Genomic DNA, 21,051 nt, shown 5'->3' with positions numbered 1-21,051 from the left:
AAGCTGTTTATTTTCGTTTTTTGTCAAAGAGAAGAGACACAAAAAGGAGAAGCCGAGCGGCTTCTCCTTTTATTGTGCGCTTTAGCATGAATATACCACCAGCTATGCTGGTGGTAGGCATAAAAAGCTTTAGCTTCAAGTAAAAAAAGAACCTCCTATGATAAAATTATTGTGTTATCGGCAATAAAATATCAAGGAGGTATCCATATGGATAAGAACAGCTTAGCACATACAAGTTGGAATTGTAAGTATCATATTGTGTTTGCGCCAAAATATAGGCGGCAGGTTATATACGGGAAATTGAAACAAGACATAGGAAAAACATTAAGAGACCTATGCGAGAGAAAAGGAATAAATATAATCGAAGCGGAATGTTGTCCGGATCATATACATATGCTGCTGGAAATTCCACCGAAATATAGTGTATCTCAAATCATGGGATACTTAAAAGGGAAAAGTAGCTTAATCATTTTTGATAGACACGCAAATCTGAAGTACAAATATGGAAATAGGCATTTCTGGTGTAGAGGGTACTACGTCGATACTGCGGGAAAAAATGCGAAAAAAATTCAAGAATACATCAAAAACCAATTGGAAGAAGATTATATGGCGGATCAGATAAGCATGAAGGAATTCATCGATCCGTTTACGGGTCAGCAGGTCAAATAAAGTATGAGAACAGGCGCTTTAGCGCCAACTGAGGAATTGTTGCAAGAGGAAGAAATTCAGAGCACGAGAGTGCTGCCGGTAACAGCCCCTTATAGGGGCATGACAAACCACCGGCTAAGCCGGTGGTTCTGATTTATTGATGTTCTTTCGTGGATTTGAAGTACAGGACCGCCGATGCCAAGAGGGCGATGGAGGCGAGGATGCAGAAGTAGTAGCCGACGCCCATTTTGATTAAATCGCCGCCGAGGATGCCGCTGACCAGATCTCGAACCTGTTTCGCCCTGCCCATTTCAAAGAGGGAAAACACGGTGGCGGCGCCGCCGATGCAAAGCATGGCGGTTTTGTTTTTCAGCTTCCAAACCACCATGGCCGCGATGGCGATGGCGATGAGCAGGATGCCGTCGCCCCACTGGGTGGCGCCTTCGGTGATGCCGGAAGGGATGCGCACGAAGTTGAAGCTCAGCGTCATGCCGTACATGCTGACGCTGATGTAGGGCATAAAGGGGCTTAAAAAGGCGACGACGGCGGAAATCAAATAGGCCAGATAGGCATAGCCGGCGTAGGTGTCGGAGCCCATATTATCCGCCCATTCCTTCGCCTTTTCGTTTCCTGTGCGGGCGAAATCATCGACCTTCTTGCCCAGATTTTTGCCCAGGGATTCAAAGCTTCCGCCGCCTTCACTTTGAGGAGGGGCATCATTCCCGTCGGGACCGACATTTTCTTCGGCCTTGTTTTCAAAGGGAGGCGCCGGCTCTTCCTTCGGCGCCGGTTTTTCTTCCGCAGGCGGTATGATGGGCGCCGCTTTTTCTTCCACAGGGGGAGTGGGCGGCGCAACGGGTGCCGTCTTTTCTTCTTTAGGCGGCATTCTTTTTTCTACCGGAGCGGCCAAGGGCTTGCCGCAGTTGATGCAAAAGACCGCCTCTTTTTCATTTTTCTGTCCGCAGTGCCTGCAAAACATGCCCCGTCCCATACTTCCATCCTTGTCTAATGCCATGATCTCCCATCCTTTCTCACGTGGCTTGCTCGTCATCCCGCGTCTTTCCGATTATTATTGAGTTAAGTATATCAGGTAACATGGGGCGGGACAATGTCGGCGGAAGGGTGACGAACTTAACCTTTGCCAAGGACAAGAAAAAAGAAGGGATACGCTTTGTGCGGATCGCTTTTGCTTTGTCGGGATCATTTATAATAAAAGGATTTTTTTGGCGGAAATTCTCCGTGCATCGGCCCGGTCATGTTACACTATTTAACAAGTAGATCAATGCTGTTTGAGAAAGGACGAGCCATGGTAGATCGAATTAAATTATGGTTTATTAACGAAAAGAATTTAATGAAGATGGCAAAGTTCGTCCTTCTGACGATATCTCTTCTGATATTGACATGGATTTTCGATCATGGGTTCCCCGAGTTGAAGGATCATGTGCCGGATCAATTGCTTTTGCCTGTTGATGTGTCCACGGATTTTCTCTCGAATATTTCCGGCGTCTTTTTGACCATCAGCATTTTTTCCTTTACTACCATCGTCACGGTGCTGAATAAATACAGCAGCAGCGTGTCGCCTCGCATGCTCCAAACGTTTATCGACCGCACCGACGTCCTGGGCCTCTTCGGCATTTTTATCAGCGGCTTTTTCTATTCGATTATCAGCATTCTCCTGCTTCAAAATATCGGGGCCGACGACCACGTCATGGCGGGGAGTTTTGCCATCGCCTATGCCATTGTGGCCATGATCGGGTTTGTCGTCTTTGCCAAGCAGGTGCTTGAGAACATTCAAATATCAAACATTATCGAAGGCGTGTACACCGATTGCGACGCTTTGATCGATGAGGAGGTGGCCCTTCGGGAAAATGCGAAGCGCTACTAGGAGGACAAGGACGCGAAGGAATTTCCCGTGTTGGCCACGACGACGGGATACCTTTACGACATTCAGACCGATGCGATTTTAAAGGCCCTGGACGGGATCAAGGCCGAGTTCACCATTAAGAAACGAATCGGCGAATACGCTACGGAGGGGGAATCCGTAGGGGTGTTGAAGCTTTTCGGCGGAAAAAATCTCAGCGGAGACGAAATCGAAGAGCTGATCGATACCATCGGGCGCGCCCTGGTGATTAATATTTTTAAAAACATTCAAGACGATTACCATCACGGACTGGTGATTCTCACGGAGATTTCCGTCCTGGCTATGAGCCCGGGGACCAAGGACCCGAACACGGCGGTGGCCTGTGTCAATAAAATTTCCACGCTTCTCGGCAAGCTCCTCTCCACGGCCAATCAATTTATCGTCTTGAAAGAGGATGGGGATACGAAGATCATTTACCAATGCTATTCCGTGGAAGACGAGCTCTATTTGGTTTTCAGCCAGATCATTACCTATTCCGGCGGCGATCCGCTGGTGACCCGGGCCATCCTGCAGGGACTCTACTTTATCTACATGAAGGCAGGGGAGAGCGCGAAGCCCGGCGTAAAAAATTACTTTGACTCTGCCTACGAACTGCTTATGGTGAATTTTACCCACGAGGTGCATCGGATGCGATTCGAGAAGATTCGAAAGAATTTGGAAGAGCGCGTGAGCATAAAAGAAGATCGCCACTTGGCTTAGATTTTGCTGCAAAAAATTTGTACGGACTTATCCTCCCACATGTGATTAGAATCTGCGCCGATTAGGTATAGATATAATGAAAGAAGGAAACAGTGGATTCGTCGAGGAGGCGAAACAAATGAAATTTACCGAAACCATAAAGAGCAAATGGAAACACTTTTTAGATAAATTGGCCGGCGAAAATAAAAAAGCTTTCGGAGATGCGCCCTTGGATTGCTGCTCCTTGAACCAAAAAGAAAATCACTAAAGAAAGGTCCTCCGGGGCCTTTTTTTAACGCATGGGGAAAGTTTTCTATGCGATTTTTCTTCGCCGTGAAAAGAAATGCGGGAAAAAATTCCGTCTGCCCTGATCTTTTGATAAAATAAGGCAGATAAAGATTTTTGGAGGTCGTTTTGGAAAACACAAGAAACAGTAAAAAGAATGCGCCCTTATTGATCCTTATGTCCACGGTGACTTTGCTCGCCATTCTCTGCGAGCTGGTGCCCTCGGGGGTCTTGCCGCAAATGAGCGAGGCCTTCGACGTGAGCATCGCCAAGGCCGGGGGCTTGGTGGGGTCCTATGCCATCGCCTCGGCGATTTTCGGGCTGCCCCTCGTGGCCTACACGGTGACCTGGCAGAGGAGGCGGCTGCTCTTTATTCTCTTAATGGGCTTTGCCGCCGCCAACGCCGTGGTGAGCTTCGCGCCGAGCTACGAGATCGCCATGGCGGGTCGCTTTATGGGCGGCATCTGCGCCGGCACCCTGTGGCCCATGATCACCGCCTACGGCATGGCTTTGGTGGATGAGAAGGATCAGGGCCGGGCCGTGGCCATCATTATGTCGGGGATTACCGTGGGCATGAGCCTGGGGCTTCCCCTCATGACCTGGATCGGTACGAGATACAGCTATCATGCGTCCTTTCTCGTTCTGGCGGCGGCACCGGCGATCATCGCCCTGGCCTGTCGCATGGCGCTTCCCGACGTGCCCGGCGAGGCGCGAAGCAAGGGCAATTCGCCCTTGGCCATGCTGAACAACCGCGGCGTGCTCCTGGTGATCTGCCTCACTTTTCTCGCCGTGGGGGCCAACTACGGCGTCTATACCTATGTCAGCAATCTGGTGACGGAGATCGGCTATCCCGGCGTCGCCGTGGCCCAGCTTTTCTTCGGCGCGGGTTCCATCGTGGCGGTGATCCTATCTATGCTCTTCATCGACCGTCACCTGCACGGCATGTTCGTCGCCCTCTACGCATCGGGAGCGGCGACCATGGCCCTGTTTTACTTCACCGGGAGCATCGTTTTGTTCCACGGAGCCTTCGTCCTTTGGGGCATGGGCTTCGGCGCCATGAGCAGCATGTTCCAAACGGCCACGGCTCGGCAGGTTACCGAAGGCGTGGCCGTGGCCAACGCCGTGCAGTCCATGGCCTTTAACTTCGCCATTATGGTGGGCTCCACCGGCGCCGGCATTTTGTTGGAAAGAGAGGGGACGCGTCCCATCCTCCTCGTCGCCATGATCGTGCTGCTCGTGGGCCTGGGCATTGTGGTATGTAATAAAAAACGATTCGAAAGACCGACGGCAAAGTGAAAGGAGATTCCATGTTATTTATCGAATATCCCAAATGTTCCACCTGCAAGAAAGCGAAAAAGTGGCTCGACGATCGGGGCCTCGACTATACCGATCGCCATATCGTGGAAGAAAATCCCTCGGCGGAAGAACTGAAAGCCTGGCACGAAAAAAGCGGCCTGCCACTGAAGCGCTTCTTTAACACCAGCGGCATGCGCTATAGAGAGCTTGGGTTGAAAGATAAACTGAAAGACATGAGCGAGGAAGAACAATATGAGCTGCTGTCTACCGACGGAATGTTGGTGAAGCGGCCGATCCTTGTTTATGACAATGGGGTCTTGGTTGGGTTTAAAGAGAAAGAATGGGAAGAAACGTTATAAAATTATTTTTTTCTTTTTTCTCGCACACCGTTTTCCTCGTTCTATAATTATATCTTCGTGATTCTTTCCGGGGGCGGGAAAAAGGGCGTTAATCATGTGGGAGTAGATTTTTTTAAGCGTAGCCGAGGTAATTAAATCAAGTTACTCTTTCGCTTAAATTTCATTCTTACATGGCTCTGAGACCAGGGGAAGGGCCTAGGGCGTTGCGATTCGCCCTCTGGCCCTTCCCCTGGACCCCATCCCACTCCACCCACAAAACGCCTTTTAAATGTGCGAAGCCCTGCCGGGCTTCGATTCCTGCTGGGCTGTGTCGCCGAAAAATGAATGTTTGTTGGGCAAATAAATTTTAAAGGAATTTAAAAACGAGTAGGCGACATGCCTACTCGTTTTAGATTCTGTGTCTTTGAAGATGAAGCATCTTTTCATAGGAATGGGGAAATATCTCTCTTACTTACAACTCTTGTAATAATTATATCCGAATTGTAAATTAAGAGGCTCCCAATGCTCTTTCCAGCGCGATTGTATGCGCTGTTTCTCTTCGTCGCTTTCCATAATATTGGCCGTTTTTTCCAAACCTTCGATAACGCCGGCAAATTTATCGCCGGGAATGCCCATGGACATATCTTCCTTCGACCAGCCGGCCCGATGACGTGTACCGATACACAGTAGAGATAGATTGATTTCATCGGTGGTCAGGGGCAAGGTCGTCGATTCATAGCAGACGGCTTGGTTGCCCATGACCCGAAGATTTTCCGGTTGTCCGTAAAGATAAGCGTATCCTTGCATCAGTCGCATCATATTGTAGGGAAGGTCAAATACCAAGACGACTTGCGGCACCTGCTCCCATTTTTCAAGAGGCTTGACGATGACGCCATAGTGTTCACCTGAAACGTCTTTTTGCTTTTTTCGAATGTCTCGCGCAGTGTCTTTGTCGGCATACATGCCCAGATGATGCCAATTTTCTCCATTGGAATTGATGGGATCCGTCGGATCGATGCCAAAGAAACGTTCGGCACTCTTGCAACGAAACTTCCCTTGGGGAATTTTCACGCTACGTCCTCGACTGGCCGCCCGGACAGCGCCGCAATAGTTGATGGGATTTTTTATTTCCTCTACATCCGCCTTGTCGTACTGCTCGAAATCATCGACCAATTCGATGCCGACGGCGCTGTATTTAAGGTCTAAAAGAGCGTATAATTTTTCTACTTGTTCGGAAAACTCACTCATTATTTCGCCTCGTCGTCACTCTTGTAGAAAGTGAAAACGCCGGGGAACTTTTCTTCGATTACTTTTTGAGATTCCGGTGTACGCATGCTTTCGGCGAAATCCACAGCCCAGGGTGCGTTTTCGTTTTCTTTCTTAACGATGACGCCCATGGGGTAGCGAATCATGACGGTATCACGAGCGATATACTTCGTCGGGTCTTTTCCCGCACTGGACATATGGGTAAAGAAGACGCAGGCTGCATCTAAGTCTTCGAGAGCCGTAACGGTTTGTCCTTGTTCCATTTCGACGATGTCAATATTTTTGGGATTTGCCGTAACATCCGCCTTGGTGTAAAGGTCCTTGCCTTCTTTTAATTCGACGAGTCCGTTTTCTTGAAGAATGCGCATGGCAATGTCTTCGTTCATCGGGTCGTTCATGACGGCGATTTTAGCACCTTCGGGAAGTGCATCGACGGAATCATATTTTTCGGAATACAAGCCGATGCCCGTGTGGAAGACGTAGGGCTTTGCCATGGTTAAATCGCCCGATTTGTTTTCGTTGAAGGATTCAACAAATTTCAAGTGTTGGCCGATGGAAATGTCCACGTCGCCGCTGTTGCAAGCTTCCAAAACGACGGGGTTGGCGTCGAAGGGCACAAACTCCGTCTTATAGCCCTTCTTTTCAAAATCTTCTTTACATGCATCGTAGTAAATTTGAGAGATTGACGTGCCGCCGATACGGATGACGTCTTTTTCCGACTTTGTTTCCGTTTCAGTTTTTCCGCATGCAGTGACGGAAAGCAAGCCTACCGTAAGCAACGACAGTAATACTAATTTCTTTTTCATAACTCCTCCTACTTCAATTTCTTATACAATAAAGTGCTGGCTCCCTGGATCGCGAGTACAATTATAAGCAAAATCAATACGATGAAATACATTATGCCGTAATCGAAACGCTGATATCCGTAAGTGAGTGCAATGGCACCCAACCCTCCTGCACCGACAGCGCCGGCTATCGTCGATACATTAAGCATGTTGATTAATAAAATCGTGTAATTCGATACGATGCTCGGCAGAGCTTCCACCAAGAGGACGCGATAGATAATCTGTCCGGTGCTTGCGCCGAAGGACTGAGCCGCCTTGATCAGACTGGTGTCCACTCCTTGCAGGGCGTTTTCAATCATGCGAGTGGCAAAGGGGGTGCAGACAAAACTAATGCCTACAATAGCCGCATTGGCACCTACCGCTGTACCGACGATCATCCGCGTCAAAGGCGCGAGAGATACGATCAGAATGATTGTAGGGAAGGCACGCAATATATCGGTGATTTTTGCTAACACCGCATGCAACACCCGCTTTTCCCATAAACCGCCTTTATCGGTGATAAATAGCAAGACGCCGAACACGACGCCTAAGCACATGGAGATAACTGCGGAGAAAATCATGATCTTAAACGTCGCAGCCAGTGCCGGGAGAATGACACTGGGCAAGTATTCCATTAATTCAGTATTTTCAAACATCTTATTACTCACCGCCTAAGAGTCTGCTGACCGCCGCCGAATTGCCGCTAAATACGTCTTCGGGAGTTCCTGATTCCACGATATTGCCGTTTTCCAGCAAGATGACGCGATTACACATTTTTTTTGCAACCTCCATATCATGGGTGACCAAGATAATGGTGACGTGGCGTTCGCGTTGAATCTCGAGCATCAAGTCTAAGATCGACTGCGTTGTAGCCGGGTCGAGGGCCGACGTGAATTCGTCGCACACGATATAGCGGGGGTCCATACTTAAGGCCCGTGCAATGGCGACCCTCTGCTTCTGACCGCCGCTCAATTCTTTCGGCTTCTTCGTAACATGATCCTCTAAGCCGACCATTTCGGCCAAGCGATTGGTACGCTCTTGGATTTCTGCATCGTCGTATCCCCAACATTTAAGCGGCAATGCGATATTTTGAATCACATTCCGACGAGATAAGAGGGAAAAATTCTGAAAGACGAATCCGATTTCTTTTCTGACGGCGCGAGCATCTTTGAGATTCAACAAACCGATGTTTTCGCCGTCGATAAAAATACTGCCTTCATCAAAATCTTTCAGCCCAGAGATACAGTCCAGGAGGGTGGTCTTTCCTGAACCGCTCCTGCCGATAATGCCGAAGATGTCGCCTTCATGAATCTCAAAGTTCAGATCGTGAAGGACTGTCTTGCCATCATACTGCTTACTCAAATGATCTACTTTAATCATTATTTCAACTCCATCCATATTTTCTCCGTGATCAATATATCATAACGATAATACGGAAAACAATTTAAAACAACCGGTATTGTAATTATCTATAGGACTCAAAAATCGGCGCCAAATTCTATAGTAAGGAAATCTGTATTACCTGTTGTTTCATTACTTGTAGCCGGCATTGATGCTTTTCTGTTGTTCGCTTATTAAAATTCTATAATAAGAATAATTCTTCCGCGATGCGACCCAACAGGAATCGGAACCCGTTAGGGTTTACAACTATACATCCATTTCGAGGAGGCGAAGCCTCCCCGAAATGGTGTAAGACTGCATCTGACCTTCCTACGACTCGCGACCCTCGTCGGGATAGGTCATGAGGGTCCGGGGGAGGGATAAGGGCGAATCGCAACGCCCTTTTTCCCTCCCCCGGAATAAATGGATGAAGAAATGGTGTGAAAGGAATAAAAGAGAAGCGAGCTCCTTCCATCTGTTCGAAAAGCGGCGCTTTTCCAATTAAAAAGAAGGCACATCGGTGCCTTCTTTTTAATTAGAGTTGTGTTTTTTTAAAAGATCGTCTTTGATCTTCCACAGCTCGGGGCTTAAGTCCACGATGTATTCCTGGGGGGTGTTGAGTCGTTTGACTTCGTCCCAGAGGCTGTTCAGCTCTCGCTGCACTTTTTCGCGGATTTCTTCCAGGCTCGGGCTTTCGTAAACCAGCTTGCCACCGATGTAGATGTCTTCCAAGAGGGAGCGCACTTCGTAGTTTTTCAATGTCTTGCGCTTCCAGGTGAAGAGGGGGTGGAAGATTTCGTAATTGTCTTCGGGTATTTCTTCGCCACGTACGGCGAGGACGTCGGCAATGGCCTTGCCTTGTTCTTTGTCGTAGAAGCGGAAGATGTCTTTCACGCCGGGTGTGGTGATTTTCGACACGTTTTCTGAGATTTTAATGGTGGGTTTGATCTCGCCGTCGTCTTCCGTGGCCACGAGTTTGTAGACGCCGCCGAAGACGGGATGGCTCTTCGATGTGATGAGCCGCTCGCCGACGCCGAAGGAGTCCACTTGGGCGCCTTGCTTCAGCAGGTCTTCGATGACGTATTCGTCCAGGGAGTTGGACGCCATAATGGTGACGTCGGGGAAGCCCGCTTCGTCCAACATTTTGCGGCACTGCTTGCTCAAATAGGCGATGTCTCCGGAGTCGATGCGCACGCCGCGGCCTTCGTGGCCGGCCTCTCTCAGCTCTTTAAAGACCTGAATAGCGTTGGGCAGGCCTTGGTCCAGGACATCGTAGGTATCGATTAAGAGGAAGCAGCTGTCGGGATAGACTTTAGCGTAGGCTCTGAAGGCGTCGATTTCCTCGTCGAACATTTGCACCCAGCTGTGGGCCATGGTGCCCAGGGCGGGGACGCCGTAGAGCTGTTCCGCCAAGGTGTTGGCGCTGCCGTTGCATCCGCCGATGTAGGCGGCCCGCGCGCCTAAATTGGCGCCACTGTAGCCTTGGGCGCGGCGGGAACCGAATTCGGTGACCGCCCGTCCGCCGGCGGCCTTGCAGATGCGATTGGCCTTGGTGGTGATCAGGGTTTGGTGGTTGATGGTGAGTAGCACCATGGTTTCGATGAGCTGGGCCTGAATGGCCGGGCCTCTGACGGTAACCAAGGGCTCCGAGGGAAAGACCACGGTGCCTTCGGGGATGGCCCGCACGTCGCAGGTGAATTCGAAGCTTGCCAGGTAATCTAAAAAGGCCTCGCTGAAGATGCCCTTGGACCGCAAAAAGGCGATGTCTTCTTCGTCGAAGGTTAGGCTTTCAAGGTATTCGATGAGTTGTTCCAAACCGCTTAGGATGACGTAGCTGGCCTCGTCGGGCGCGGAGCGGAAAAACATGTCGAAGTGCACGATTTCGTCTTTCATGCCGTTTTCGAAATAGCCGTTGCCCATGGTGAATTCATAAAAATCCGCCAAGAGGGTGTAGTTGTTGTGATCTGTAAATTTCATAGCGCTCACTTTCTTGTTTATGATCTTTTTCCTCATTATAGCACAAGTCCATGAGATAGGCGCCGATAAGGCTTTATCTTGGCGGCTTGCAGGCGTCTTTCGTGGTACAATAAAGGCAGCAAAAAATAAAAATGGAAAGGTGAACTATGTTACAAGTAACTGATGTAAGCGTGTTGTTTCCCGATAAAAAATTGTTCGACGACGTGAATCTGCTCTTTCAACAGGGCAATTGCTACGGCGTCATCGGCGCCAACGGCGCGGGGAAATCCACGTTTTTAAAAATTCTATCCGGCGAAAAGGAGCCCTCCACGGGCCACGTGTCCAAGGGCAAGAACGAGCGGCTCTCGAAATTAAAGCAGGACCACTTTGCCTTTGAAGATTTCACGGTGATGGACACGGTGATTCAAGGGAATGAGGAGCTTTACGCCATTCAAAAGGAAAAGGACGCCATTTACATGAAGCCGGATTTTTCCGACGAAGACGGCATTCGCGCCGGGGAGCTTGAGGCGCGCTTTGCGGAAATGAACGGCTACGAAGCTGAGTCCGACGCCTCCCGCCTCTTGCAGGGGCTGGGCATCGGTTTGGAAAAACACGAGCAGATGATGTACGAGCTTCGGGAATCGGAAAAGGTGAAGGTGCTTTTGGCCCAGGCGCTTTTCGGCAATCCCGAGATTCTTTTGTTGGACGAGCCCACCAACGGTTTGGACGTGCGTGCGGTGATGTGGCTGGAAGATTTCCTCGCGGATTTCGAAGGCATCGTCATTATCGTGAGCCACGACCGCTACTTCCTGAACAACGTCTGTACCCACATGGTGGACATCGACTTCGGCAAGATCAATATGGTCACGGGGAACTACGACTTCTGGTACGAATCCGGGCAGCTGGCGGCAAAGCTGATCAAGGAACAAAACAAAAAGAAAGAAGAAAAGATCAAAGAGCTGCAAGACTTTATCGCCCGCTTCAGCGCCAACAAGTCCAAGTCTCGCCAAGCCACGAGCCGCAAGAAGCTCTTGGATAAAATCGACCTGACGGAGATTCGCCCGTCCTCCCGCCGCTATCCCTTCGTAGGCTTTACTTTATCTAGGGAAGTGGGGAACGAAATCCTCACCGTGGAAAATCTCACCTCGGAGCTGGACGGCAATCTGCTTTTTAAGGATCTTTCCTTCCGTCTGGACAAGGACGACAAGGTGGCTTTTATCGGCAATGAAGTGGCCATTACCCGCCTCTTTGAAATTTTAACGGACCACTGTGACGATTACAGCGGCGAATTTAAGTGGGGACAGACCATTACCATGCGCTACTTCCCCAGGGACAACAACGCCTTTTTCGACGGCGTGGACAAGAATTTAATCGACTGGCTCAGGGACTACAGCGAGGACCAATCGGAAATCGTCATGCGCTCCCTCTTGGGCCGCATGCTCTTTTCCGGGGACGAGGCCCTGAAAAAAGCCGACGTCCTCTCCGGGGGCGAGCGGGTGCGGATGATGTTTTCCAAAATGATGATCGATCCCGCCAATGTGCTGATCTTCGACCAGCCCACCAACCACCTGGATTTGGAAAGTATCGAAGCGGTGAACAACGGGCTTATGGATTTTAAGGGGAATCTGCTCTTTACCTCCCACGACCATCAATTTATTTCATCCATCGCCAACCGCATCATCGAAATACGAGACGACGGCAGCTTCCGCGACGCCAAGATGAATTACGAAGACTACATCGCCCGCTTCATCGTCGAAGGTGACGAAGGTTTAAACTAAATTTTACAAAGGCATAACATGTGGCCATTAGAATAAAAAGGAGGTGTATGATGCACGGCGTCATCGACATCGGTTCAAATACCGTGCGCCTGTCGGTCTTCCGCGTGGAAGACCGACAGGCGCAAAATTTATTCAATGAAAAGCAAACCTTGGGTCTGGCCGGCTACCGAAAAAACGGTCGCCTGACGGAAGAGGGCATCGTCGCCCTGATCGAGACCTTGGGTCACTTCAACTTCATCCTGAATCAGTTAGGCGATATTCACCACACCCACGCCATTGCCACGGCCTCCATTCGTAACGTCAACAATTCCGAGGAAGTCCTTCGCCGGGTAAAAGAGGCGCTGGGTATCGACATCGAAATTTTAAGCGGGGAAGAAGAGGCGCGCTTGGCTTATATTGGCGCGGCTGGCACGGTTCAGGGGCATCCCGACGGCGTCCTCACCGACATCGGCGGCGGCTCCACGGAGCTGGTGCTCTTTCAAAACCATGAGGTGGTGGACTCGGCGTCTTTAGACATCGGCTCCCTCTCCGTGTTTCGGGACTACGTCGACGGCCTGTTTTTAACCAACGACGAGCGCAAGGCCATGGACGAGCGGCTGAAGTTTCTCTTAAACGCTCAGGCCATGGCGGGGAATCGCTACCCGATCCTCTGTGCCGTCGGGGGCAGTGCCCGGGCGACGTTGAAAATGTACAACACTCTTTTCGACGAGGACCACGACAACGACGAAATGAGGACCGACGACCTAAAGACCTTGATGAAACATTTGCTGGACATTGAAGATAAAGAAAAAATGGAGATTATTTTAAAGGTAAAAGCAGACCGTATCCATACTTTGCTTCCCGGCCTATCGATTCTTTACCGAATCGCCAAGTATTTTCACGTGGAAAAAATTGCCGTCGCTCAGACGGGAATTCGGGAGGGGTACGTTATCAGCCGAATCATAGGAGGCTAATAATGTTCGACATTTCTTTCACTCAAAATCGCGAATTATCCTGGCTGCGCTTCAACGAGCGGGTCTTGGACGAAGCTCAGGACGGGCAGGTACCCTTATTGGAGCGCATGAAATTTCTGTCCATTTTCGATTCCAATCTGGACGAATTTTTCATGGTGCGGGTGGGTTCTTTAACGGACCTTTCCATGCTCCACAAGCGGGTCATCGACAACAAGTCCATGATGGATCAAGACGAGCAGCTGGCCGCCATTATGGAGCAGGTGAGAATCCTGTATCAGAAAAAAGATTACGTCTACGAAGACCTTAGGGATCAGTGCCGGGCCAAGGGCTATTACGCCATCGAAAGTGCGGAAATGACGGAGCACGAGGAAAAAATTCTGCGCCCCTATTTCGAGAACACGGTGAGCCCCTATTTAAGCTACCAAATCGTGGACTTGACCCATCCCTTTCCCCATATTCCCAATTTGGGCATCGTCATCGTCTATCGCCTGAGAAAAAAAGGCGACGACGACGTGAGTTGCATGGGGATCATTCAGGTGCCGCCCAATTTAAATCGAACCATTCGCCTGGACAACAATAAATACATTTTGCTGGAAAAGGTCATCGAAAAATACGGCGCAGGCCTTTTCGAATCCTACGAAGTGAAAGACAGCTTTATTATGAGCGTCACGCGCAATGCAGACATCGACTGGGACGACGAGGACTACGAGTTCGGCGAGGACTATCGTTCCCACATGAAAAAGATGCTGAAGAAGAGAAAGCGGCTCGTGCCCGTGCGTCTGGAGTTGGATCGTATGCCGCCTCGGGATCTCTTGGACACGCTTCTCGCCAAACTCTCTTTAGACGAAAGCCGGGTCTTCGTGACCCAGAGCCCGGTGCAACTGGGCTATCTCTTCGGCTTGGTAGATGAGCTGGCGCCGATTATGGGGCCGGAGAGCGTGGATCCGCCCTTTGAGCCGAAGATGAGCCGCTACGTAGACGAGCACAAGCCCATGATGGCCCGGGTGGAGGCGGGGGACATTCTTCTGTCCTATCCCTACGAATCCATGGATCCCATCATCCGCCTATTGGACGAGGCGGCCAAGGATCCCGACGTGGTCTCCATTAAGATCACCCTCTACCGCATCGCGAAAAATTCCATGGTGGCGGAAAAGCTTATGGAGGCGGCGGAAAACGGCAAGGACGTTCTGGTTTTAATGGAGCTTCGGGCCCGCTTCGACGAAGAGAACAACATCCTTTGGTCGGCGAATCTGGAAAAGGCCGGCTGCCGCGTGATCTACGGCTTCAACAAATTTAAGTGCCACTCCAAGGTGCTGCTCATTACCCGGGTCGTCGGCGGCAAGCCCAAGTACATGGCCCAAATCGCCACGGGCAATTACAACGAAAAGACGGCGAAGCTCTACTCGGACTTCGCCCTGATCACCGCCCATCAAGGCATCGGCAGGGACGTAAACCGCCTCTTCGACAATTTCCTTATCGGGGAATTAAACGGCAGCTACGATTACCTTTGGGTGAGCCCGAAGACTTTGCCCGAGGGGGTGGAGGCCGCCATAGATCGGGAGATCGAAAAGGTGAAGGCCGGGGGAGAAGGCTATGTGCGGCTGAAGATGAATTCCATCTCCGACAGGGAAATGATCGATAAAATTTCCGAAGCCTCCAATGCCGGCGTCACCGTGGACATGCTGGTGCGGGGCATCAGCTGCATCGTACCGAAAGTGCCCGAGCGCACGGAAAATCTCTCCGTCTATTCCATCGTCGGCCGCTTCTTGGAACACCACCGCATCTACCAATTCGGCCGGGGCGACGACGCCGAGGTGTACATTTCCTCGGCGGATTTCATGACGCGGAACCTCAGGAAGCGGGTGGAAGTGGCGTGCCCGATTCTGGATCCCGAAATCAAAAAGCGGATTCTGGATTTTATGGACACCATGTTTCAAGACGATGTGAAGCGCAGGGAGCTTTTGCCCTCGAAGCGCTACGCCCATGTGGAGAACAGGGAAAATTTCATCGCCCAGGACTATCTTATGGAAGAAGCCGCCCGCTTCGAAAGAAAAGAAGGGGAGGCCAAGCCGGCGGCGATCCGAAGCGAAAGAGAAGAGACGGTCGGCTTTTTCGCCCGCCTGATGAAAAAGTTGTTGGGCAAATAAGAAGAGAATCGGCAGGGATACCTGTCGATTTTTATTGTGCGCTTTAGCATGAATAAACCACCAGCTATGCTGGTGGTAGGCATAAAAAGCTTTAGCTTCAAGTAAAAAAAGAACCTCCTATGATAAAATTATTGTGTTATCGGCAATAAAATATCAAGGAGGTATCCATATGGATAAGAACAGCTTAGCACATACAAGTTGGAATTGTAAGTATCATATCGTGTTTGCGCCAAAATATAGGCGGCAGGTTATATACGGGAAATTGAAACAAGACATAGGAAAAACATTAAGAGACCTATGCGAGAGAAAAGGAATAAATATAATCGAAGCGGAGTGTTGTCCGGATCATATACATATGCTGGTGGAAATTCCACCGAAATATAGTGTGTCTCAAATCATGGGATACTTAAAAGGGAAAAGTAGCTTAATCATTTTTGATAGACACGCAAATCTGAAGTACAAATATGGAAATAGGCATTTCTGGTGTAGAGGATACTACGTCGATACTGCGGGAAAAAATGCGAAAAAAATTCAAGAATACATCAAAAACCAATTGGAAGAAGATTATATGGCGGATCAGATAAGCATGAAGGAATTCATCGATCCGTTTACGGGTCAGCAGGTCAAATAAAGTATGAGAACAGGCGCTTTAGCGCCAACTGGGGAATTGTTGCAAGAGGAAGAAATTCAGAGCACGAGAGTGCTGCCGGTAACAGCCCCTTATAGGGGCATGACAAACCACCGGCTAAGCCGGTGGTTCTGATTGCGCAATCCACCGATTTAGGGAAAAGTTTTGAATTTCACGGGGGAATGTACTATTATAAAATAGATAAATTATGTGGAGGCCCTATGCTTTTTAATTCCCTAAATTACTTACTTTTCTTTCCCATCGTCGTCGCCCTTTACTTTTTCTTGCCCCCTCGGGCGAAAAAGGGCTTTCTTTTAGCGGCCAGTTTATTTTTCTACAGCTGTTGGAACGTAAAGTACACCCTCCTGATGGTGCTGTCCATTGTGATCACCTTCGTGACGGGAATAGGCGTGGAGGATGCGAAAGAGGAGAGAAGGAAAAAGACCTTTGTGTTTTTTTGCTTCCTCATTAATCTGGGCATTCTCTTTTTATTTAAATACGCGAACTTTACCGTGAATACATATAATCGATTGGCCGGCTTATTTAACGGAACGACCCTGGATTTAAGTTTTCGCTTTCTCCTTCCCGTGGGGATTTCTTTTTACACCTTCCAGGCCTTGGGCTACACGGTGGACGTGTATCGGGGTGATTTAAAAGCGGAGAGGAATCTGTTGGACTACGCCCTCTTCGTGTCCTTTTTTCCCCAACTGGTGGCAGGGCCCATCGAGCGCTCCACGAATCTTTTGCCTCAAATAAAAAAGCCCGCGACTTTCTCCTACGAAAACATGGTCCAAGGCTTCGTCTACATGTGTTGGGGCTTTTTCCTAAAGCTGGTCTTGGCCGATCGGGTGGCCATTTTGGTCAATGAAGTGTTTAATGACAGCGGATCCTACGGAGGGCTCATGCTCCTCGTCGGGGCGGTTTTTTTCACCATTCAGATTTACTGCGATTTTTACTCCTACTCCGTCATCGCCAAGGGCTCGGCGAAGGTGCTGGGCATCGATCTCATGGACAATTTCAAAGAGCCTCTCTTGGCCGCATCCATCGGCGAATTTTGGCGGCGCTGGCACATTTCCCTGTCCACCTGGTTTCGCGATTACTTGTATATTCCCCTGGGAGGCAGCAGGAAAGGACGCCCGCGCCATCTCTTTAATCTGATGGCGGTGTTTATGGTCTCCGGCCTTTGGCACGGGGCGGCCATGCATTTCGTCTTGTGGGGCGTCATTCACGGCCTGTTCAATTGCCTGGAAGCCGCGACGGGAATAGGCAAAGGAAAAAAATCCGCCGGGCTCAAACGGATCGGCGGCCGAGCTTACACCTTTGTCGTGGTCGTAACGGCATTTGTCTTTTTCCGAGCCGATTCGATTACACAGGGCTTTCGCTACATACGCCTTTTGTTTGCCGGCGACTACGGCAGGGATTTATTTTTAAACCAATTGGCAAACTCCGCCTTGGGCAACGTGAACATGGTGTGCGCCCTCGTCGCTATGGCGGTGCTTGTGGTTGTGGACGGGATAAAATACCGCGGCGTGAAACTCGGGGATGCCGTGGCCCGAGGCCCCGTTCTTTTGCGCTGGATCATCCTGTGGTCCTTGATTCTCGCCACGGTTATTTTCGGCGTCTACGGTCCGGGTTATGCGGAAAGCCAATTTATTTACTTTCAATTTTAGGAGGCGGAAAGGATGAAAAAAGTCATCACATGGGCGAAATGCCTTTTGTTTTGCGCGATCCTCTGCCTCGCCTTGGCCCGCGCCAATCAAATCTGTATTCGCAAATCCCTCGAGCCGCCCTGGGACATGAGTAACAAGATCGGCGGCTTCTACAACGAAGAAGACAGGGGAACCATTTACTTTTTAGGCGCCAGCCACAGTTATTGCACCTTTTCGCCGAACATTCTCGAAGAGCTTTGCGGCGTGAAATCCTATGTCCTGGCCAGTCAACAACAGCCGGTGGACGCCAGTTATTATTATTTAAAAGAAGCCGTGGGCACACAGAAGCCCGAGGCGGTGGTGCTGGATGTCATGACCTGTATTTACGACGGGGATTACGGCGAGGAAGGCGTCGTCCATTCCTATTCGGATCCCTTGCCCTTCAGCTTTAATAAACTGGCCATGGTGGTGAATGCGGCGCCTCGCAAGCTTTGGCCCCAGGCCCTCTTTCCCTTAATAAAATACCATAGCCGCTGGTCGGAATTAAAAGACGAGGATTACAACGTGCGGCCGGAAGACTACAAGGATCCGCTGAGAGGCCACGTGGCCCTTCAAGGGCAAAGCGAGGATTTTGCGGCAGGAGGGGAGCATTTCAGTTCGAAAGATTTTCTGCGCCATATGCGCCGGTCGGACAAGGCCATACTTTTGAAAATGAAAAAGTACTGCGACGACAGGGGCATTCGATTTATTTTGGTGAAGACGCCGACGTATAAAGAGAATATGTATAAGGCTTCCATCGAGGATGTAAAAGCCTTTGCGAAAGAATCCGCCATTCCCTTCGTGGATCTCAACGAATTGAAATCCGCGGCGGGGCTCGAGCGGGAGGATTTTTACGACGGCTACCACTTAAACGAAGCGGGCGCGATAAAATTCAATCGCACCTTGTGGTCGAAGCCGGAGATTCTTTTAGACGGCATAAAATAGAAACGGGGAGAAAATGCAAATTCAAGAGCCGATTTTCGAGGCTTTCGTCGAAACGCCGGTGGGCAGAATAAAAATCACCGCCGACGATGAGCGGATTCTTTCCATCGATTTTACAGGCGAAGCCCACGCATCCTGCGGCAATGCCTTGTGCGAGCGGGCGGTAAGGGAGCTCAGGGAGTATTTTTCCGGCAAGCGGAAGACCTTCGACCTGCCCCTGAAGAAGGCGCCCTCCGCCTTTGCCCAGAGGGTCTACGACGAGGCGATGAAGATTCCCTTCGGCGAGACCGCAAGCTACGGCGAGCTGGCCCGAGCCGCGGGATCGCCAGGTGCCGCCCGCGCCGTGGGAACCGCCCTGTCGAAAAATCCCCACATCATCGTCGTGCCCTGTCACCGCGTGATCCGTCAAAACGGCGAGCCGGGCCGCTACACCGGCGGCGACGAAAAAAAGATCGCCCTCTTAGCATTTGAAGGAGCTGTGTCGTGAATCAACTCTTGCTTTTTGTCTCCATCGTTTTTATATTGGCCCTCTTTGCCATTCGCGTCTCCCATAAATACGGGATCCCCGCCCTGCTGTTATTTTTCATTCTCGGCATCGGCGCCGCCTCCCTGGGGCTGGACTTTCAAAATTTCGACTTTATGGAGCGCTACGCCTCCTTCGCCCTGTTCATCATTATGTTCTACGGGGGCTACGGTACCAAGCTGGAAATGGGCATTCCCGTCCTGAAGCCCGCCGTCATATTAAGTTGTTTGGGCGTGGTGATCACCGCCCTGGTCACCGGGCTCTTCGTCCATTACGTCCTGCACTTTTCCATGATCGAATCCATGCTCTTCGGTGCCGTCGTCGGCTCCACGGATTACGCCTCGGTCTCATCGGTGCTGCAGAGCAAAAATCTGAACCTGAAGTATCGCTCCGCCCCCTTGCTGGAACTGGAGAGCGGCTCCAACGACCCGACGGCCTACACCATGACCATGATCTTCTTGAGCATACTCCTGGGCTCGGACATTTCCATTCCCCTGTTGGTGGCAAAACAAATCGGCTTTGCCCTCGTCATCGGCTTTCTCATGACTCGCATCTTCTTTTTTATAACGGAGCATGTGAACTTTCGTAAAGAAGGGCTGTTTACCATTTACGTCTTCGCCATGGCTTTGGGCACCTACGCCCTTACCGGCGTCCTGGACGGCAACGGCTATTTGGCCGCCTACCTCTTCGGCATCATCGTCGGCAATCAGGAGTACATGGGCAAGCGGGAAGTGGTGTTCTTCTTCGACGGTCTGACGGAAATTATGCAGATCAGCCTGTTCTTTCTCATCGGCTTTCTTTCCGATCTGCCCACCCTCGTCCATTGGCTGCCCATCGGATTCATCGTCACCCTATTTATGATCTTCGTGGCCCGTCCCGTGGCCGTCTTCAGCGTCATGGCCTTTTTTAAATCCACGGTGAAGCAAAATGTGGTTCTCTGCTGGGCCGGCCTGCGGGGAGCGGCGGCCATCGCCTTTGCCATTATGGTCATTAACAGCGGCGCGCCCCTGGAAGGGGATCTCTTTCACGCCGTCTTCGCCCTGTGTATCGTCTCCAGCCTGATTCAAGGCTCCCTGCTCCCTTGGGTGGTGAAGAAAATGGACATGCTGGATCCCAACGACACGGTGCTCAAGACCTTTAACTACTACCAAGACCGAAGCGACATCGGCTTTTTGGAAACCCATATTCACGACGAAGAGCTCATCGGCACGTCGGTGAAGGACTTAAATTTGACCTTCGACTTTATCGTGGCGAAAATCGTGAGAAAGGGCAGGACCATCGTGCCCCACGGCAACACGGTGCTGGAAAAAGGCGACGTGGCCGTCATCGGCGGCAAGAGCCACTTCGACGAAGTGGGGGGCAATCTGGAAGAGTTCACCATCCGCAAGCACCACCCCTGGGAGGGCAAGCGGATTATGGACATCGACTTTAAGCCTTCGGAGCTGATCCTCATCGTGCAGCGGGATCAAAACATTCTCGTGCCCTCGGGCCAGACCGTGCTCTGTGCCGGGGACAAGGTGGTCTATACCGACAACGAAGACGAAATCTTCGACGAGGAGGGCAAGGATATTTCCGGGACCGAAGAGGCGGAATCCCGGCGATTAAAAAAGAAACGAATTCGCCCTTGACAAAAGACAATCTCTCGCCTATAATCATATAGGTATTGAGATGCTATCGTAGCTCAGCCGGTAGAGCACTACATTGGTAATGTAGAGGTCGCAGGTTCAAGTCCCGTCGATAGCTCCACAAAGAAGATCGCCGAATGGCGGTCTTTTTTTTATGCCCTTTTCTAAACGAGGG

General features: G+C 50.5%; 18 protein-coding genes, 1 tRNA gene and 1 pseudogene. 14 read left to right on the top strand and 6 right to left on the bottom strand.

All coding sequences use genetic code 11. The features are described from left to right. The first annotated feature begins 207 nt into the window (after nucleotides 1-207). Nucleotides 208-669: an IS200/IS605 family transposase gene (tnpA, locus tag BN7444_RS02635; RefSeq protein ID WP_068454118.1), complete on the top strand. Its 462-nt coding sequence runs from the start codon at nucleotides 208-210 to the stop codon at nucleotides 667-669. A 133-nt stretch (nucleotides 670-802) separates the two neighbouring features. Here tnpA (BN7444_RS02635) and BN7444_RS02630 read toward each other — a convergent pair whose 3' ends face one another. After that, entirely contained in the window at nucleotides 803-1,663 is an 861-nt protein-coding gene (locus BN7444_RS02630; RefSeq protein WP_167627193.1) for a zinc ribbon domain-containing protein, read from the bottom strand. Between the two features lie 240 nt (nucleotides 1,664-1,903). Here BN7444_RS02630 and BN7444_RS02625 point away from each other — a divergent pair. The 4 genes and pseudogenes from BN7444_RS02625 to BN7444_RS02615 all read left to right on the top strand — a co-directional run bounded on the left by BN7444_RS02625 (nucleotide 1,904) and on the right by BN7444_RS02615 (nucleotide 5,187). Continuing rightward, nucleotides 1,904-3,268: pseudogene (locus tag BN7444_RS02625) on the top strand (DUF2254 family protein). A gap of 118 nt (nucleotides 3,269-3,386) precedes the next feature. Continuing rightward, a complete protein-coding gene (locus tag BN7444_RS09555; RefSeq protein ID WP_281189424.1) occupies nucleotides 3,387-3,515 on the top strand; it encodes an LDCC motif putative metal-binding protein in 129 nt (42 codons plus the stop codon). Nucleotides 3,516-3,661: 146 nt separating this feature from the next. Then, nucleotides 3,662-4,828, top strand: a complete 1,167-nt coding sequence (locus BN7444_RS02620; RefSeq protein WP_218016004.1) for an MFS transporter — start codon at nucleotides 3,662-3,664, stop codon at nucleotides 4,826-4,828. Between the two features lie 11 nt (nucleotides 4,829-4,839). Next, nucleotides 4,840-5,187, top strand: coding sequence for an arsenate reductase family protein (locus BN7444_RS02615; RefSeq protein ID WP_068455369.1), 348 nt, complete (start codon nucleotides 4,840-4,842; stop codon nucleotides 5,185-5,187). Between the two features lie 447 nt (nucleotides 5,188-5,634). On the opposite strand, the gene BN7444_RS02610 is transcribed toward BN7444_RS02615, so the two are convergent. The 5 genes from BN7444_RS02610 to BN7444_RS02590 all read right to left on the bottom strand — a co-directional run bounded on the left by BN7444_RS02610 (nucleotide 5,635) and on the right by BN7444_RS02590 (nucleotide 10,613). Further along, nucleotides 5,635-6,414 (bottom strand): DUF169 domain-containing protein, encoded by a 780-nt coding sequence (locus BN7444_RS02610; protein ID WP_082941230.1) that lies wholly within the window; start codon nucleotides 6,412-6,414, stop codon nucleotides 5,635-5,637. Further along, the gene (locus BN7444_RS02605) at nucleotides 6,414-7,238 is read right to left on the bottom strand and encodes a MetQ/NlpA family ABC transporter substrate-binding protein (protein ID WP_068455363.1); all 825 of its coding nucleotides are present in this window, start codon (nucleotides 7,236-7,238) and stop codon (nucleotides 6,414-6,416) included. Before BN7444_RS02605 ends, BN7444_RS02610 begins: the two co-directional genes overlap by 1 nt. 8 nt (nucleotides 7,239-7,246) lie before the next feature. Further along, nucleotides 7,247-7,912 carry a methionine ABC transporter permease gene (locus tag BN7444_RS02600; RefSeq protein ID WP_068455360.1) on the bottom strand — a complete coding sequence of 222 codons (666 nt, stop codon included), beginning with the start codon at nucleotides 7,910-7,912 and terminating at the stop codon, nucleotides 7,247-7,249. A gap of 4 nt (nucleotides 7,913-7,916) precedes the next feature. Next, nucleotides 7,917-8,636, bottom strand: coding sequence for a methionine ABC transporter ATP-binding protein (locus BN7444_RS02595; protein WP_068455358.1), 720 nt, complete (start codon nucleotides 8,634-8,636; stop codon nucleotides 7,917-7,919). Nucleotides 8,637-9,167: 531 nt separating this feature from the next. After that, complete coding sequence (locus BN7444_RS02590) at nucleotides 9,168-10,613, bottom strand: nicotinate phosphoribosyltransferase (protein WP_068455355.1); 1,446 nt, start codon at nucleotides 10,611-10,613, stop codon at nucleotides 9,168-9,170. 146 nt (nucleotides 10,614-10,759) lie between these two features. Here BN7444_RS02590 and BN7444_RS02585 point away from each other — a divergent pair, with 146 nt between their 5' ends. From BN7444_RS02585 to BN7444_RS02545, 9 genes are all read left to right on the top strand, one after another. Beyond that, nucleotides 10,760-12,370: an ABC-F family ATP-binding cassette domain-containing protein gene (locus BN7444_RS02585; RefSeq protein ID WP_068455352.1), complete on the top strand. Its 1,611-nt coding sequence runs from the start codon at nucleotides 10,760-10,762 to the stop codon at nucleotides 12,368-12,370. A 47-nt stretch (nucleotides 12,371-12,417) separates the two neighbouring features. Beyond that, nucleotides 12,418-13,323, top strand: a complete 906-nt coding sequence (locus BN7444_RS02580; protein ID WP_068455350.1) for a Ppx/GppA phosphatase family protein — start codon at nucleotides 12,418-12,420, stop codon at nucleotides 13,321-13,323. A 2-nt stretch (nucleotides 13,324-13,325) separates the two neighbouring features. Continuing rightward, nucleotides 13,326-15,470 (top strand): polyphosphate kinase 1, encoded by a 2,145-nt coding sequence (gene ppk1 / locus BN7444_RS02575; RefSeq protein WP_068455347.1) that lies wholly within the window; start codon nucleotides 13,326-13,328, stop codon nucleotides 15,468-15,470. A 169-nt stretch (nucleotides 15,471-15,639) separates the two neighbouring features. Then, on the top strand, nucleotides 15,640-16,101 hold the full coding sequence (gene tnpA, locus BN7444_RS02570; protein ID WP_068455343.1) for an IS200/IS605 family transposase: 462 nt from the start codon (nucleotides 15,640-15,642) through the stop codon (nucleotides 16,099-16,101). 218 nt (nucleotides 16,102-16,319) lie between these two features. Beyond that, nucleotides 16,320-17,768, top strand: coding sequence for an MBOAT family O-acyltransferase (locus BN7444_RS02565; protein WP_068455340.1), 1,449 nt, complete (start codon nucleotides 16,320-16,322; stop codon nucleotides 17,766-17,768). A 12-nt stretch (nucleotides 17,769-17,780) separates the two neighbouring features. Continuing rightward, nucleotides 17,781-18,731 (top strand): SGNH/GDSL hydrolase family protein, encoded by a 951-nt coding sequence (locus tag BN7444_RS02560; RefSeq protein WP_068455337.1) that lies wholly within the window; start codon nucleotides 17,781-17,783, stop codon nucleotides 18,729-18,731. Between the two features lie 13 nt (nucleotides 18,732-18,744). Then, nucleotides 18,745-19,215, top strand: a complete 471-nt coding sequence (locus tag BN7444_RS02555; RefSeq protein ID WP_082941228.1) for a methylated-DNA--[protein]-cysteine S-methyltransferase — start codon at nucleotides 18,745-18,747, stop codon at nucleotides 19,213-19,215. Then, nucleotides 19,212-20,879: a potassium/proton antiporter gene (locus tag BN7444_RS02550; protein WP_068455334.1), complete on the top strand. Its 1,668-nt coding sequence runs from the start codon at nucleotides 19,212-19,214 to the stop codon at nucleotides 20,877-20,879. The genes BN7444_RS02555 and BN7444_RS02550 overlap by 4 nt, the downstream gene beginning before the upstream one ends. Before the next feature lie 42 nt (nucleotides 20,880-20,921). Next, nucleotides 20,922-20,997: transfer RNA gene (locus tag BN7444_RS02545), tRNA-Thr, on the top strand. Nucleotides 20,998-21,051: the final 54 nt, after the last annotated feature.

This window comes from Peptoniphilus pacaensis (assembly GCF_900088125.1).
In the GTDB taxonomy this organism is placed as follows: Bacteria; Bacillota; Clostridia; order Tissierellales; family Peptoniphilaceae; genus Aedoeadaptatus; species Aedoeadaptatus pacaensis.
The sequence above is the reverse complement of the archived record's forward strand: the minus strand, read 5'-3'. Positions and strand labels throughout refer to the sequence as shown.

What these genes read in the sequence shown, in the direction of transcription:
- BN7444_RS02605 (WP_068455363.1), bottom strand. Translation starts at nt 7,238, where the DNA reads ATGAAAAAGAAATTAGTATTACTGTCGTTGCTTACGGTAGGCTTGCTT.
- ppk1 (WP_068455347.1), top strand. Translation starts at nt 13,326, where the DNA reads ATGTTCGACATTTCTTTCACTCAAAATCGCGAATTATCCTGGCTGCGC.
- BN7444_RS02555 (WP_082941228.1), top strand. Translation starts at nt 18,745, where the DNA reads ATGCAAATTCAAGAGCCGATTTTCGAGGCTTTCGTCGAAACGCCGGTG.
- BN7444_RS02630 (WP_167627193.1), bottom strand. Translation starts at nt 1,663, where the DNA reads ATGGCATTAGACAAGGATGGAAGTATGGGACGGGGCATGTTTTGCAGG.
- tnpA (WP_068455343.1), top strand. Translation starts at nt 15,640, where the DNA reads ATGGATAAGAACAGCTTAGCACATACAAGTTGGAATTGTAAGTATCAT.
- BN7444_RS02590 (WP_068455355.1), bottom strand. Translation starts at nt 10,613, where the DNA reads ATGAAATTTACAGATCACAACAACTACACCCTCTTGGCGGATTTTTAT.
- BN7444_RS02585 (WP_068455352.1), top strand. Translation starts at nt 10,760, where the DNA reads ATGTTACAAGTAACTGATGTAAGCGTGTTGTTTCCCGATAAAAAATTG.
- BN7444_RS02610 (WP_082941230.1), bottom strand. Translation starts at nt 6,414, where the DNA reads ATGAGTGAGTTTTCCGAACAAGTAGAAAAATTATACGCTCTTTTAGAC.
- BN7444_RS02595 (WP_068455358.1), bottom strand. Translation starts at nt 8,636, where the DNA reads ATGATTAAAGTAGATCATTTGAGTAAGCAGTATGATGGCAAGACAGTC.
- BN7444_RS02600 (WP_068455360.1), bottom strand. Translation starts at nt 7,912, where the DNA reads ATGTTTGAAAATACTGAATTAATGGAATACTTGCCCAGTGTCATTCTC.
- BN7444_RS02615 (WP_068455369.1), top strand. Translation starts at nt 4,840, where the DNA reads ATGTTATTTATCGAATATCCCAAATGTTCCACCTGCAAGAAAGCGAAA.
- BN7444_RS02560 (WP_068455337.1), top strand. Translation starts at nt 17,781, where the DNA reads ATGAAAAAAGTCATCACATGGGCGAAATGCCTTTTGTTTTGCGCGATC.
- BN7444_RS02580 (WP_068455350.1), top strand. Translation starts at nt 12,418, where the DNA reads ATGATGCACGGCGTCATCGACATCGGTTCAAATACCGTGCGCCTGTCG.
- BN7444_RS02565 (WP_068455340.1), top strand. Translation starts at nt 16,320, where the DNA reads ATGCTTTTTAATTCCCTAAATTACTTACTTTTCTTTCCCATCGTCGTC.
- BN7444_RS09555 (WP_281189424.1), top strand. Translation starts at nt 3,387, where the DNA reads ATGAAATTTACCGAAACCATAAAGAGCAAATGGAAACACTTTTTAGAT.
- tnpA (WP_068454118.1), top strand. Translation starts at nt 208, where the DNA reads ATGGATAAGAACAGCTTAGCACATACAAGTTGGAATTGTAAGTATCAT.